The sequence below is a fragment of the Paraburkholderia sp. Ac-20347 genome (genome assembly GCF_017104805.1).
GTDB classification, from domain to species: Bacteria; Pseudomonadota; Gammaproteobacteria; order Burkholderiales; family Burkholderiaceae; genus Paraburkholderia; species Paraburkholderia tropica.
The window spans coordinates 1-14215 of record NZ_JAAGPN010000210.1 but is presented as its reverse complement, the minus strand read 5'-3'; the positions used below and the strand labels follow the sequence as shown (position 1 = coordinate 14215).

Here is a 14215-nt window from a genome sequence, read left to right as displayed (position 1 = left end):
CCGGAGCGCCCGGGCGCGCTGATGCGCTTCCTGTCGTCGATGGCGCCGAACTGGAACATCAGCCTGTTCCACTACCGCAATCAGGGCGCGGATTACAGCTCGATTCTGGTCGGAATTCAGGTGCCGGAGGTTGAAGACGCAGAGTTCCGCCGCTTCCTCGCCACGCTCGGTTATCCGCATTACGAAGAGACGCAGAATCCCGCGTATCGCTTGTTCCTCTCGTAAAGGCCGACGATCATGGCCGTTTCGCTCACTGACAAGCTGGTCGTCGCGATCTCGTCACGTGCGCTGTTCGACTTCGAGGAAGAGAACGGCGTGTACGAAGCCGGCGACCTGCACGCCTACGAGTCGCTGCAGCGCGAGCGCCTGCACGTGCCCGCACGCCCCGGCGTGGCGTTCGCGCTGATCCGCAAGCTGCTCGCGCTGAACAACGGCGCGCATCACGTGGAAGTCGTGATCCTCTCGCGCAGCGATCCGATCAGCGGCTTGCGCACGTTCAACTCGTGCCGCGAGCACGGCCTCGACATTCAGCGCGGCGTGTTCACGCGCGGCCGCGAGCCCTGGCATTACCTCAAGCCGCTGAACGCGTCGCTGTTTCTCTCCGCGAATCCCGACGACGTGCGCGGCGCGCTCGACGCGGGCTTTCCGGCCGCGCGCGTGTTCCCACCGACCGGCGCAAATTCGGCGACAATGGCGGAACGCAACGCGCAGGAAATACGCGTCGCGTTCGACGGCGATGCGGTGCTGTTTTCCGACGAAGCCGAGCAGATCTTCCAGCGCGACGGCCTGGGCGCGTTCGTAAGCCACGAACGGGACAATCGCGAGCTGCCGCTCGCGCAAGGTCCGCTCAAGCCGCTGCTCGAAGCGCTGCACCGGCTGCAGAATCTCGCCGACGCGAACGCGAAGATGCGCATCCGCACCGCGCTCGTCACGGCGCGATCGGCGCCCGCGCACGAACGCGCGATCCGCACACTGATGGCCTGGAACATCGAAATCGACGAAGCGATGTTCCTCGGCGGACTCGACAAAGGCCCGTTCCTGCGCGAGTTCGAACCTGATTTTTTCTTCGACGACCAGATCCGCCATTGCGAATCGGCCCGTTCGGTCACGGCGACCGGACATGTGGCGAGCGGCGTGGCGAATCCCGCCGGCGCGGCGTCCCTCAAGGGCGCGCCCGGCGTCATTACCGAAACCAGCGCATCATGACTCCCGAACAATCGCCGCTCGGCAAGGCTTCCAGCTACACCGAGCAATACGACACCAAGCTGCTGTTTCCGATCCCGCGTGTGGGCGCGCGTGAACAGATCGGCATCGGCGCGCAACTGCCCTTCTTCGGCACCGATATCTGGAACGCGTACGAGCTGTCGTGGCTCAATGCGCGCGGCAAGCCGCAGATCGCGATCGCCACCTTCTTCATTCCCGCCGATTCGCCGAACATCGTCGAATCGAAGTCGTTCAAGCTCTATCTGGGCTCGTTCGCGCAGACCAAATTCGAGTCCGCCGACGACGTGCGCGACGTGCTCAAGCGCGACGTATCGGCGGCGTGCGGCGCATCGGTGTCGGTGAAGCTCGATCAGCCGGGCGCGTTCGGCAAGATTGCGTTCGAGGAATTCGACGGCCTCTCGATCGACCGCCTCGACCTGGACGCCGAGATCTATCACCCGGACGCCACGCTGCTGAAGGCCGCGCTCGACGAGTCGCCGGTTGAGGAAACGCTGGTCTCCAATCTGCTGAAGTCGAACTGCCCGGTGACCGGCCAGCCCGACTGGGGCAGCGTGCAGATTCACTACGTCGGGCCGCAGATCGATCAGGCCGGCCTGCTGCGCTACATCATCTCGTTCCGCAATCACACGGGCTTCCACGAGCAGTGCGCCGAGCGCATCTTCATGGACATCCTGCGCGAGTGCAAACCGGATCGCCTCGCGGTCTACGCGCGCTACACGCGACGCGGCGGACTCGACATCAATCCGTTCCGCACCAACTTCAACATGCCGATGCCGGACAACGCGCGACTGGCGCGTCAATAAGCGCGGTTTGCGCGCAGTTAGCGCGCGGTTAGCACGTCATGGAAAGCACAAAGCGCCGGCAAAACCGGCGCTTTGTTTTTATCCGCGAGGATCGGTGAACGAAGCGATCGCTATTGCTGCGACGGCGGCAGCTCGGCCGCGCCCATGCGCCGCGCGATCACGCCCGCGCGCTGCGAAAGATAAGCCGAATTGCGATGTTCGTCGAAATACTTGGGACGCGGCAGCATGACCGCGAGCCGCGCCGACTGCCAAGGCGTGAGCTTCGCCGCCGTCGTGCGGTAGTAGTAGCGCGCCGCCGCCTGCGCGCCGTAGACGCCGTTGCCCCACTCCACCGAATTCAGATAGATCTCGAAGATGCGCTCCTTGTCGAGCAGCGTCTCCAGCATCCACGTGATGATGAGTTCCTGGCCTTTGCGGATATAGCTTTTCTCGCGCGACAGAAACAGGTTGCGCGCGAGTTGCTGCGTGATCGTCGATCCGCCGCGCACGATGTGGCCGCGCTTCTTGTTGCGCTCCCACGCCTGCAGGATGGCGTCGGTTTCGTAGCCGTTGTTATTGACGAAGTTGGCGTCCTCGGACGCGATGATCGCGCGCTTGAGGTTGCGCGAGATCTGATCGTACGGCACCCACTGATGCTGGATGTCGAGGTTCGGATGATCGGCGGCGAGGCCGGCCGCATCGGTGCGCATGAACGCCGTCGACTGCGGATCGACGACATTCCACGCGGCGATCTGCGCGAAATAGTAGAACTGCAGCGCGATCCACGCGACGCCGAACACCAGCGCCGCGTAGACGATCCAGCGCAGCGCGCCGACTCGGCCTTGCGTGCGCTGCACCCGCCGGTTTGCCGCCGCTGTGCGCATGGATCGCGTCTCCCGTGAGCGCTGCTGCGGGTGTCAGGCCTGCGCGGCCTGCGCGGCCTGCGCCGCTTGTGCCGCGATTTGCGCACGCAGCGCGGCGAGCACCGGCGCGCCCGTGGGACGCACGCCGCGCCACACGAAGAACGATTCGGCGGCCTGCTCGACCAGCATGCCCAGACCGTCCGAGGCGCGCGCGCCGAGCGATTCGGCGTGACGCATGAAGACCGTCGGCTGGGCGCCGTACATCATGTCGTACGCGAGCGTTGCCGTGCCGAATGCACGGTCGTCGCATTCGGGCAGCGCGGCGTCGAGACTGCCCGCCGTCGCGTTCACGATCACGTCGTAGGGTTTCGGATCGACCGCGTGCGGACCGCCGCCGTTGATCAGGCAACCGAACGTCTGCGCCGAACCCGCGAACTGCTCGATCAGCGCATGCGCCTTCTGCGCCGTGCGATTGACGATGGTGATCTCGCGCGGCAGGCATTCGAGCATCGGCAGCACGACGCCGCGCGCCGCGCCGCCCGCACCGAGCAGCAGCACGCGCGCGCCCTTGAGCGACACGCCCAGATTCACCTCGATGTCGCGAACGAGACCGAAACCATCGGTGTTGTCGCCGAAAATGCCGTCTTCGTCGAAGCGCAGCGTATTCACCGCGCCCGCCGCCGCCGCACGCGGCGACAGACGATGCGCGAGCGCGTGCGCTTCGAGCTTGAACGGCACGGTCACGTTCAGACCGCGCCCGCCCGCCGCACGAAACGCCTGCACGTGCTCGACGAAACCGTCGAGCGGCGCGAGCAGCCGGTCGTAGTCGACGGCTTCACCGGTCTCCTGCGCGAATTGCGCGTGGATTGCCGGCGATTTGCTGTGCGCCACCGGATTGCCGACGACCGCATAGCGGTCGCGATGCTGCGTTTGCGTCGGCATTTGCGTCTGATCGGCGCTCATGCGCGCGGCTCCGTCTCGTGCTGTTCTGCCTGCTGTTCTGCTTGCTGTTCGCCCGCGTCTTCCTGCGCATCGGCCGCGGCGTCGCCGGCGCCATCCGCTGCATCGGATTCGGCGAGCGCTTCCGCTTCGCTCTGCGCGGAATCGTCGGCGGCTTCGATCAGCTCTTCGTCGTCGCCCGACTCTTCCTCGGGCTGCTCGCCGCTCGTCACGACCGGCGCGTCGAGCACGCGCAGCATGCGCACGGACGCCTCGATGGTCAGCTCGTCGATCGACATCACTTCCATCATCAGACGCGTGCCGCGCGCGTGCACGCCGAGCGCGGGCACGTGCATCAGCAGCGGCACTTCCTCGAAGCGCACGAGGTCGTCCTTGACGACCGTCGCCGGGAATTCGCGACGCGGCTCGACGCCGCCGTCACCGCGCATTTCCTGCTGGAGCCAGCGCAGGCACCAGAAGTACTCCATGCGGCGCTGGTGATCGGCATAGGCCGTGTAGGTTTCGTCGAAGCCCTGCACGACGGCGAACAGGTCGGCGTCCTTGGGCTTGAACGGCGCGACCAGCTTGGCGGCCACGCCGTGCTCCACGCACGCGAGCAACTGCCACTGGTTCACGAGGTCGACGTAACGGCGCAGCGGCGACGTGCTCCACGCGTACTGCGCGACGCCGAGGCCTTCGTGCGGCGCGGCGTTGGTCTGCATGCGCGTGCGCTTCGGACCCGTGGGCGCGCCAAACGCGCGCTGCGTCCGGTAGATGCCCGGCACGCCGTGATCGTTGAGGAACGCGCCCCACGTGGAGTTGGCGAGAATCGCCAGTTCCGCGACGATCATGTCGAGCGGCGAGCCGCGGCGGCGCGGCGTGATGTTGACGTGCTCGCCTTCCACGTAGAAGTTGTAGTCGGTGTTGCGCTGCACTTCGCGGCGCAGGCCGTAACCGGCGCGCGCGGCCTGGCGCTTCTCGAACAGCGCCTGCGCGAACGGCCACAGCACGGCGATGTCGTCCTTGTGCGGATATTCGCCCGTGCCCGCCGCGAGCGTTTCTTCCGTCACCACTTCGTCGAGCGTGTTGTGACGCAGGTTGCTCTTCACGAACACGCGCTCGGCGCGCGTTTCGGTCGCCACGATTTCCTGCGTCTCGCGGTTCACGAGGCAGTAAAGCGACAGCGCCGGGCGCATGCCGCCTTCCTTGAGCGTGAAGGCGTCGACGAAATCGTCGGGCAGCATGGTGATCTTGTCGCCGGGCATGTAGACCGTCGACAGACGCGTGCGCGCGATGGCGTCCGCCGTGTCGCCGCGTGCGATGCCGAGCGCCGGCGCCGCGATGTGGATACCGATGCGCACGCGGCCGTCGGCCAGATGTTCGATGGAGAACGCGTCGTCGATTTCGGTCGTGGTGACGTCGTCGATCGAGAAAGCCTGCACCTGCTCGACCGCGTCCGGCAGCCAGTCGGGCAGCGCGCCGACCGCGACCGGCGGGAAACCCGTGCCGTGCGGGAAGAATTCAGCGAGGAAACGCGCTTCGTGCAGCGCGCGCGGCGAAGCGATGCCGCCGCATTCGAGCATCAGGCGCGGCATGGAAATGCCACGCGCGGCGGCGGCCGCCTCGAGCGCCTTGTACTCGATGGTGTTCTTGTCCGGCTTCGTGAGCAGGCCGAGCGCCTTGTCCTTGAGCGCCTCGGGCAAACGGCCCGCCTTCAGTTCGTCTTCGTAGCCGGCCTGAACGAGCGCCTGCTGACGCTTGCGTTCGAGCGACGCGAGCGCCATTTTGAGCTGCTCTTCGGGCGCGCGCTGATACTGGCCGCGGCCCTTGCGGCGGAAGTACACGGGCGAGCCGTGCAGACGCAGCACGAGCGCGGCGCGCTCGACCGGACCATAGGTTTCGCCGAAGTACTCGCTCGCGAGCGTGGTGTAGGTGAATTCCTCGGCCGGCGCGCATTCCCACAGGAAATCGAGATCGATTTCCTGTGCGGCGGCGTCCGCCTGCTCCAACAGATCCGCAGCGGCGGGCTTCTCGAACTCGATCAGCACGTCCTTGGCGCGCACTTTCGCGCGGCGTCCGCCCGGCAACTCGACCTGAAACGCATCGCCCTGCTTCGACAGCACGCTGCCGGCCTTGAAACTGCCCGATTCCTCAAAGAAAACGTTCACTCAACACTCTCGTCTGACTTGCTTCGACCGCGGGCGCGGCGCGCCCAGACGGTGCTGTATACATATAGGCGTTCGCGCGCGCGGCGCGAACGAAAGACGACGCTCAAGGCGCGTCGCAGAAACGGATCACTTCGTCGACGTAATCGGCGAATTCGCTGATCCCGTGATCGCTGCCTTCGATCAGATGCGTCTGCACACCCGGATAGTGCGCGAGCATCTCGCGGTAATCGAGCACTTCATCGCCGGTCGCGGCGATCAGATAGTAACGCTCGGGCCGGGTGATGCGCGCGACGGCCAGGGCGCGCAGTTCCTGCAGATGGCGCGGCTCGACGACGATGCTGCCGCCGCCGTGCCACAACGGCTGTTCGCCGAGATACTTCGACAGATCGCGATCCGGCACCACGGCCGGATTCAGCAGCACGGCGCGCCAGCCGTGCTTTTCGGCAAGCTGCGTGGCGAAGAAGCCGCCCAGCGAGCTGCCGAGCAGCGTGATGCGCTCGCCCGGCCGGGCTTTCTGCGCGATCTCGCGTTCAACCAGTTCGATCGTTTCGTCGGGCGAGACCGGCAGCGTCGGGCACAGCCATTCGTCCGCGCGGCCCAGTTCGGCCAGACGCGCCGCCAGCAGGCGCGCCTTGAACGATTGCGGCGACGAGCGAAAGCCGTGCAGATAGACGATCACGCCGCGCTCCGGCCGGCTTTCGCCGAAAGCGCGTCGAGCAGCTTTTGATGCACGCCGCCGAAGCCGCCGTTGCTCATCACCAATACCTGGTCGCCGGGGCGCGCGGCCGCCACGACCGCCTTCACCAGCGCGTCGAGGTCGTGGAACGCTTGCGCCTTCTCGCCGAGCGGCGCGAGCGCGCCCGCGAGATCCCAGCCGAGCGCGTCCTTGCCGGCGGGCGCGCCGTAACCGAACACGAGGTCGGCGTCGGCGAGACTGCCCGGCAATTGCGCCTTCATCACGCCGAGCTTCATGGTGTTCGAGCGCGGCTCGAGCACCGCGAGGATGCGCGTGTTGTCGCGGCCCACGCGCGTGCGCAGACCGGCGACGGTCGTTTCGATCGCCGTGGGATGGTGCGCGAAGTCGTCATAGACGGTCACGCCGTCGACGCTGCCGCGCACTTCCATGCGGCGCTTCACATTGCGGAACGACGACAGCGACTGCGCGGCCTGCGCGGGCGGCACGCCGACGCTGCGCGCGGCGGCGATCGCCGCGAGTGCGTTCTGGCGATTGTGCTCGCCCTGGATCTGCCAGTCGACCACGCCCACGCGTTCACTATGGTGATAGACAGCGAAGCGCTCGTCGACCGTTACGCCCTCTTCGGCCGGCAGCGCCTGCCAGCCGCCGTCGACGCCGAAACGCTCCACGTCGCTCCAGACGCCGCGCGCGAGCACGCGATCGAGCGCCTCGCTGCGACCGTTCGAGACCACGCGGCCCACGCCCGGAATCGTGCGCACGAGATGGTGGAACTGCGTCTCGATGGCGGCGAGATCGGGGAAGATGTCGGCGTGATCGAATTCGAGATTGTTCAGCACCGCGGTGCGCGGGCGGTAATGGACGAACTTCGAACGCTTGTCGAAGAAGGCCGTGTCGTATTCGTCGGCTTCGATCACGAAGAAGCTCGAATCGGTCAGACGCGCCGAGATGCCGAAGTTCAGCGGCACGCCGCCGATCAGGAAGCCCGGATTGAGGCCCGAGTCTTCGAGCAGCCACGCGAGCATCGAGCTCGTGGTGGTCTTGCCGTGCGTGCCCGCCACCGCGAGCACCCACTTGTCGCGCAGCACGTGCTCGCCGAGCCACTGCGGGCCGGACGTGTACGGCAGGCCGCGATTGAGGATCTCCTCCATCAGCGGATTGCCGCGCGACACCACGTTGCCGATCACGTACAGGTCGGGATTGAGCTCGGTCTGGCTCGCGTCATAACCCTCGATCAGGCGGATACCCTGCGCTTCGAGCTGCGTGCTCATCGGCGGGTACACGCCCGCGTCGCAGCCGGTGACCGTATGGCCCGCGCTGCGTGCGAGCACGGCGAGACCGCCCATGAACGTGCCGCAGATGCCGAGGATATGGATGTGCATAAGCCTGTCGCGCCGCGTGGGCGTCGTGAAAGGGTTACAGGGATGGGGAAAGCAGGACGGCGGCGCCTGGCCGCCGGAGCAAAGAACGCTATTGTACCCGAGCGCCTGCGGCTTTTTCGCCGGGGCGGGCGTACCGGCGTGGGCGTACCGGCATGTGCGTAGCGGCGCCGGGCCCTGCTGCACCGCCGCATCGCCGCGCGGCCGCCGCCGGGAACGCACGACGTTCTCTAGTATGATGGGCGCATGGTTCGCAGATCACATTTCGATCCCCAGCGCGTGCGCGAGGAAATCGCCATCGCGGCAGCACGGATGATCGCCGAAGATGGCCTCGATTACGCCACCGCCAAGCGCAAGGCCGCGCGGCAGGTGGCGGGGGACGCGCGCATCGAAGGCGCCTGGCTCCCCGACAACGATCAGATCGAGGAAGAAATCCGCGAATATCAGGCCCTTTTCATGGGAGAAAGCCAGCCGGCGGTGCTGCGGCGGCTGCGCGAGATCGCGCTCGACTGGATGCTGCAGCTCGCGCGCTTCAATCCGTTCCTGACCGGCGCGGTGCTGAACGGTACGGCGGGCGAGCACTCCGACATCCATCTGCAGATCTTTTGCGACAACGCGAAAGATGTCGCGATCTGGCTCCTGAACGCGAACGTGCAATACGACGTTTCGGAAACGCGCCACTTCGCCGCACGCGGCTATGTGGAGACGCTGAGCTTCCTCTGGAAGCCGTCGCGCGACGAGGAACCGGTCGGCATTCACCTCGCGCTCTACAATACCGACGACCTGCGTGGCGCCGTGCGCGCCGATCCGCGCGGGCGTCTGCCGCGCGCGGACGCGCGGGCACTCCAGGCGCTGATCGACGAGAGCGGCGCGACCTCCACCACCTGATTCATAGTGAGCTTGAGCGCAGCAATGAACACGAAACGGATTCTGGCCGGCGTCGCAGTCGCGGCGGTGGCAGCCGGGGGCGGCATTCTGGCAGGGCATTACGCGAGCGGCGGCAGCGCCGGAGTCGCCGACGCGGCGTCGATCACGGGCAAGCAGAACGCGGTCGACCAGCTCTGGTCGGCGGCCGTGACCACGCCCGACGGCAAGCCGCAGTCGCTCTCCATCTACAAGGGCCACCCGATCGTGGTCAACTTCTGGGCGTCGTGGTGCGGTCCGTGCGTCGAGGAGATGCCGGAGCTGTCGGCGCTGCACCGCGAGTACGCGAAGAAGGGCATTCAGTTCGTCGGCCTCGGCGTCGATTCGGCGGCGAACATCAAGACTTTCCTCAAGAAAGTGCCGGTGGCCTACCCGATCTACATCGCCGGATTCGGCGGCGCAGACGTGGCGCGCGCGTTCGGCAACAACGCCGGCGGCCTTCCTTACACGGTGGTAATCGACGCCAACGGCGCCGTTCGTGCGACAAAATTAGGCCAAATCAAACCGGACGAACTTCGGCGCACGCTCGACGCACTTTGACGCGCCCGAAGAATTGACCGGAGCTTAACGGCCGTACGGCACAATTTGCCGGGAAAATTGGCGCATTTAGCCGAAGTTCAACCCTCACACCGGCAATTCAGCGAACAGAGGGGCATATCGGCCGTTTGGAAAACTAGACAAATTTCTCTAATCGGCGCTAAAGTTCGCGCAATTCCACGGAAAAAGAAGCGACCATGACGCGACTGCTGGTTCTGCACGGCCCCAACCTCAATCTTCTCGGCACCCGGGAACCGGAGGTCTATGGGCGCGTGACGCTGCCGCAGATCGATCAGGCGCTCGCCGACCGTGCCGCCGACGCCGGCGTGGAGCTGGCCACGTTCCAGAGCAACCACGAAGGCGCGCTGGTGGACCGCATTCAGGCGGCCCGCACGGAACAAACGGATTTCATCCTGATCAACCCGGCTGCGTACACGCACACCAGCGTGGCCATCCGGGATGCGCTGGCAGGCGTGGCCATCCCGTTCGTCGAGATTCATCTGTCGAACGTGCATCGCCGCGAAGCCTTCCGGCATCACTCGTATTTTTCCGACCAGGCCGAAGGTGTGATCTGCGGCCTCGGCTGGAAGGGTTATCTCTACGCGCTCGAGTACGCGCTGGACCGGCTCGCTGCCAGGCCCGCGGCCTGATTCCTGCGCCGGATGACCGACGCACTCTGAAAGACAACACCAATCCCGTGCCGGGACGCTTGCGCCCCGGCACCTCACGTATTCAAAGCAAAGGGGCTGCACCATGGATCTACGTAAGCTGAAGACTCTGATCGACCTCGTCTCCGAATCGGGCATCTCGGAGCTCGAAGTGACCGAGGGCGAAGGCAAGGTGCGCATCGTCAAGAACGCGCCGCCGGTTTACGTGCAGCCGACCGCGCAATTCGCAGCGCCGGCCATGGGCGCGCCCGCCGCGCCGGCCCACGTCGGTGAAGCCGCTGCGCCCGCCGCCGCGCCGGCCGTGCCGCAAGGCCACGTGGTGACGTCGCCGATGGTCGGCACGTTCTACCGCGCGCCGTCGCCGGGCGCCGACCCGTTCGTGCAGGTTGGCGACACGGTCAAGGAAGGCCAGACGCTGTGCATCATCGAAGCGATGAAGCTGCTCAACGAGATCGAGTCGGACGTCGCCGGCGTGGTCAAGGAAATCCTCGTCGAGAACGGCCAGGCAGTCGAATACGGCCAGCCGCTCTTCGTGGTCGCGTAAGCGCGCCCAACGCAAGAACGGCCGGCGCGCCGCGCGGCATCGGGTCGACAAAGACCACATCCGCCGCGTGAGCGCCCTTCCGCTAGCGCCGCCGCCGCGCGTTCGCTGCCAGGCTGGCAGACAGAACGCCGCCACGCGGCGCAAGCGCGACCGATACTCGAAGGCAGCCCGCTCGCTTCGTCCTGCGGCGCCCATTGATGAGTCGAATACCCACCATGTTTGAAAAAATCCTCATTGCCAATCGTGGCGAAATCGCGCTCCGCATCCAGCGCGCGTGCCGCGAACTCGGCGTCAAGACGGTCGTCGTCTATTCGGAAGCCGACAAGGAAGCCAAGTACGTGAAGCTCGCCGACGAGGCGGTCTGCATCGGCCCGGCGCCTTCGAACCTGAGCTATCTGAACATGCCGGCGCTCATCAGCGCGGCCGAAGTCACCGACGCCGAAGCGATCCACCCCGGCTACGGCTTCCTCTCGGAAAACGCCGACTTCGCCGAGCGCGTCGAGCAATCGGGCTTCACCTTCATCGGTCCGCGTCCGGAAACCATCCGCATGATGGGCGACAAAGTCACGGCGAAACAGACCATGATCAAGACCGGCGTGCCGTGCGTGCCGGGCTCGGAAGGCGCGCTGCCGGACGATCCGAAAGAAATCGTCAAGATCGCGCGCACGATCGGCTACCCGGTCATCATCAAGGCTTCGGGCGGCGGCGGCGGTCGCGGCATGCGTGTCGTGCACACCGAAGCGGCGCTCGTGAACGCGGTCAACATGACGCGCGAAGAAGCGGGCCGCGCCTTCGGCAACCCGCAGGTCTACATGGAGAAGTACCTCGAGAATCCGCGTCACATCGAAATTCAGATTCTCGCGGACTCGCACAAGAACGCCGTGTGGCTCGGCGAGCGTGACTGCTCGATGCAGCGCCGCCACCAGAAGGTGATCGAGGAAGCGCCGGCGCCGGGCATCGCGCGCCGCCTGCTCGACCGCATCGGCGACCGTTGCGCCGACGCCTGCAAGAAGATGGGCTACCTCGGCGCGGGCACGTTCGAATTCCTGTACGAAAACGGCGAGTTCTACTTCATCGAAATGAACACGCGCGTGCAGGTCGAGCACCCGGTCACCGAGCAGATCACCGGCATCGACATCGTGCAGGAACAGATCCGCATCGCCGCCGGCGAGAAGCTCGCGTTCCGCCAGCGCGACATCCAGTTGAAGGGCCACTCGATCGAGTGCCGTATCAACGCGGAAGATCCGTTCAAGTTCACGCCGTCGCCGGGCCGTCTGACCTCGTGGCACATGCCGGGCGGTCCTGGCGTGCGCGTCGATTCGCATGCCTACAATGGCTATTTCGTGCCGCCGAACTATGATTCGATGATCGGCAAGCTGATCACCTACGGCGCGACGCGCGAGCAGGCGATCCAGCGTATGCGCATCGCGCTGTCGGAAATGGTCGTGGAAGGCATCTCGACCAACATTCCGCTGCACCGCGAGTTGATGCTCGACGCCAAGTTCGTCGAAGGCGGCACGAGCATTCACTACCTCGAAAGCCGTCTGGCCGAGCGTCAGTCGGTGAAGAAGGACGAAGCGTAATTCATGAGCTACCGGGAACTGATCGTCGAGCTTGAGCGCGACCGCGCGGAGGAACTCTCCGACGCGCTGCTCGAGCTTGGCGCCCTCTCGGTGTCGGTGGAAGACGCCGACGCCGACACGCCCGACGAGCAGCCGCTCTTCGGCGAGCCGGGTCTCACGCCCGAGCGCACCGCGTGGCAGCATTCGCGCGTGATCGCGCTGATCGCCGACGATCAGGATCCCGCAGTGCTGCTCGCGGCCGCGTCGAACGAGCTCGGTCTTGCCGCGCTGCCGAAGTTCGCGCTGCGTGAAGTCGAGGAACAGGATTGGGTGCGGCTCACGCAGTCGCAGTTCGATCCGATCCAGATCGGCCAGCGCATCTGGGTCGTGCCGTCGTGGCATGACGCGCCCGATCCGGACGCGCTCGTGCTCGAACTCGATCCGGGCCTCGCGTTCGGCACCGGCAGCCACCCCACCACGCGTCTGTGCATGGAGTGGCTGGAGCAGCACGTGCAGCCGGGCAACTCGCTGCTCGATTACGGCTGCGGCTCGGGCATTCTCGCGATCCTCGCGCAGAAGTGCGGCGCGAATCCGGTGATCGGCATCGACATCGATCCGCAGGCGGTCGAGTCGGCGCGCCATAACAGCGAACGCAATCGCGCGGACGTGACCTATGGCCTGCCCGACGACCTCAAGGCGGGCGAGTTCGACATCGTCGTGGCCAACATCCTTTCGAATCCGCTCAAGCTGATGGCGTCGATGCTCTCGTCGCGCGTGAAGCCGGGCGGCCGCCTCGCGCTCTCGGGCATCCTCGCGCGTCAAGCCGAGGAAGTCGCGCAAGTGTACGAGCGCTGGATCGACATCTCGGTCTGGCGCGAGCACGAAGGCTGGGTTTGTCTGGCCGGCACGCGCCGCGCATAACGCACCGATCGGGGCAGGTCCGGGCGCATCGCGCCTGATCGTGCCCCAGGCGCATCGCCAGGAGTCGTAGGGCTCCGTGGATTGCCAGTAGAATGGCGGGTATCGCCAACCTTCCGGTTCCACGGCACTCATGCTCCTGGCAACGCGCTGTCCCTTCTGCGAAACCGTCTTCCGAATCCAGCCCGCACACCTCGCCGCGCGTCGCGGCCTCGTGCGCTGCGGCCATTGCCAGGAAGCGTTCGACGCATCGGGCAGCCTTTACGAGGTGCCTGAAAACGGCGATTTCTCGCAGGCCGTTCCCGTTGCCGCCGATATCGCCGCGAGCCTCGCTTCGCCGGGTTCGGCACAGGCTTCCGCAGCGGCTGCGGTTGCTTCGGCGGGGTCACAAACCGCTTCACCGCCGACTCCGCAACCGACTCCGCAGCCCGCTTATCAAGCCCCGGCGCCCGTGAGCGAACCGGCGCCGCACGTTCAGCACGATCAACCGAACACGCAGGAATGGACGCAGCCGGATGCGCCTGCCGCGAACTTCGCCGCGCCAGACGCCGCCGCGCAGCCCGCGCCCGACTTCGCCAATCCGGGCTGGAATCCGTGGGCGCCGCGCCCCGATAGCCGCATCGATCCGAATCTTCAGTACACCGCGCAGAATCTGCCGCGTCCCGGCATTGCGCCCGGCGCGACGCTCGGCGCGACGCTCGGCGTCACGCCCGGTGTCGAACTGAAGCACGCGAGCGAGAGCAGCGAGCCGTCTGCACCGCGCGAGTTCGCGCCCGAGCAGCCGGCTCAGCCCGCATCTCCTGCTGCTTCTACGCCCGCGCCCACGCCGGAACCAGCCGAACCGTTCCCGCCCGCCATGCGCTGGACGCGCGTCGAGCCCGAACTGGCCACGTCCGCTCCGGCTGCAGCGTCGGCGACAGGCGAGCCTGTCGAGCCTTCGCTTGCGTCCCGCAGCCCGGCCGCCGCCGCGTCGTTCGCCGCCGATCCCGAACCGTCGCTGTCCGCGCGCGCCG

The 14215-nt window shown here is 66.4% G+C and carries 14 protein-coding genes and 1 pseudogene; 10 read left to right on the top strand and 5 right to left on the bottom strand.

Annotation, left to right across the window (positions count from 1 at the left end):
* The 3 genes and pseudogenes from G3N97_RS28825 to queF form a co-directional block, all read left to right on the top strand.
* Nucleotides 1-225, top strand: a pseudogene (locus G3N97_RS28825) (threonine ammonia-lyase, biosynthetic); the annotation flags it as partial.
* 12 nt (nucleotides 226-237) lie between these two features.
* Entirely contained in the window at nucleotides 238-1206 is a 969-nt protein-coding gene (locus G3N97_RS28820) for a 5'-nucleotidase (RefSeq protein WP_176081911.1), read from the top strand.
* A complete protein-coding gene (gene queF / locus G3N97_RS28815; protein WP_205996377.1) occupies nucleotides 1203-2027 on the top strand; it encodes an NADPH-dependent 7-cyano-7-deazaguanine reductase QueF in 825 nt (274 codons plus the stop codon). The genes G3N97_RS28820 and queF overlap by 4 nt, the downstream gene beginning before the upstream one ends.
* A 110-nt stretch (nucleotides 2028-2137) precedes the next feature.
* On the opposite strand, the gene mtgA is transcribed toward queF, so the two are convergent.
* The 5 genes from mtgA to mpl form a co-directional block, all read right to left on the bottom strand.
* Nucleotides 2138-2890, bottom strand: a complete 753-nt coding sequence (gene mtgA, locus G3N97_RS28810; RefSeq protein WP_205996376.1) for a monofunctional biosynthetic peptidoglycan transglycosylase — start codon at nucleotides 2888-2890, stop codon at nucleotides 2138-2140.
* A 33-nt stretch (nucleotides 2891-2923) separates the two neighbouring features.
* Nucleotides 2924-3832: a shikimate dehydrogenase gene (gene aroE / locus G3N97_RS28805; protein ID WP_205996375.1), complete on the bottom strand. Its 909-nt coding sequence runs from the start codon at nucleotides 3830-3832 to the stop codon at nucleotides 2924-2926.
* A complete protein-coding gene (locus G3N97_RS28800; protein WP_205996374.1) occupies nucleotides 3829-5976 on the bottom strand; it encodes an RNB domain-containing ribonuclease in 2148 nt (715 codons plus the stop codon). The genes aroE and G3N97_RS28800 overlap by 4 nt, the downstream gene beginning before the upstream one ends.
* Nucleotides 5977-6079: 103 nt before the next feature.
* The gene (locus G3N97_RS28795; RefSeq protein WP_205996373.1) at nucleotides 6080-6655 is read right to left on the bottom strand and encodes a YqiA/YcfP family alpha/beta fold hydrolase; all 576 of its coding nucleotides are present in this window, start codon (nucleotides 6653-6655) and stop codon (nucleotides 6080-6082) included.
* Complete coding sequence (gene mpl / locus G3N97_RS28790; RefSeq protein WP_065060386.1) at nucleotides 6652-8052, bottom strand: UDP-N-acetylmuramate:L-alanyl-gamma-D-glutamyl-meso-diaminopimelate ligase; 1401 nt, start codon at nucleotides 8050-8052, stop codon at nucleotides 6652-6654. The genes G3N97_RS28795 and mpl overlap by 4 nt, the downstream gene beginning before the upstream one ends.
* Nucleotides 8053-8295: 243 nt before the next feature.
* Between mpl and G3N97_RS28785 the strand changes: the two genes are divergently transcribed.
* The 7 genes from G3N97_RS28785 to G3N97_RS39675 all read left to right on the top strand — a co-directional run.
* Entirely contained in the window at nucleotides 8296-8937 is a 642-nt protein-coding gene (locus G3N97_RS28785) for a UDP-N-acetylmuramate--alanine ligase (RefSeq protein WP_205996372.1), read from the top strand.
* A 24-nt stretch (nucleotides 8938-8961) separates the two neighbouring features.
* Nucleotides 8962-9513 (top strand): TlpA disulfide reductase family protein, encoded by a 552-nt coding sequence (locus tag G3N97_RS28780; protein WP_124262249.1) that lies wholly within the window; start codon nucleotides 8962-8964, stop codon nucleotides 9511-9513.
* 194 nt (nucleotides 9514-9707) lie between these two features.
* The gene (gene aroQ / locus G3N97_RS28775; protein WP_065060389.1) at nucleotides 9708-10160 is read left to right on the top strand and encodes a type II 3-dehydroquinate dehydratase; all 453 of its coding nucleotides are present in this window, start codon (nucleotides 9708-9710) and stop codon (nucleotides 10158-10160) included.
* Between the two features lie 103 nt (nucleotides 10161-10263).
* On the top strand, nucleotides 10264-10722 hold the full coding sequence (accB, locus tag G3N97_RS28770; protein WP_205996371.1) for an acetyl-CoA carboxylase biotin carboxyl carrier protein: 459 nt from the start codon (nucleotides 10264-10266) through the stop codon (nucleotides 10720-10722).
* Nucleotides 10723-10937: 215 nt separating this feature from the next.
* A complete protein-coding gene (accC, locus tag G3N97_RS28765; protein WP_124262248.1) occupies nucleotides 10938-12305 on the top strand; it encodes an acetyl-CoA carboxylase biotin carboxylase subunit in 1368 nt (455 codons plus the stop codon).
* A 3-nt stretch (nucleotides 12306-12308) separates the two neighbouring features.
* Nucleotides 12309-13205: a 50S ribosomal protein L11 methyltransferase gene (prmA, locus tag G3N97_RS28760; protein ID WP_074987381.1), complete on the top strand. Its 897-nt coding sequence runs from the start codon at nucleotides 12309-12311 to the stop codon at nucleotides 13203-13205.
* 130 nt (nucleotides 13206-13335) lie between these two features.
* Nucleotides 13336-14215 (top strand): MJ0042-type zinc finger domain-containing protein (locus G3N97_RS39675; protein ID WP_241030887.1); only part of this gene is annotated, 880 nt, incomplete at its 3' end.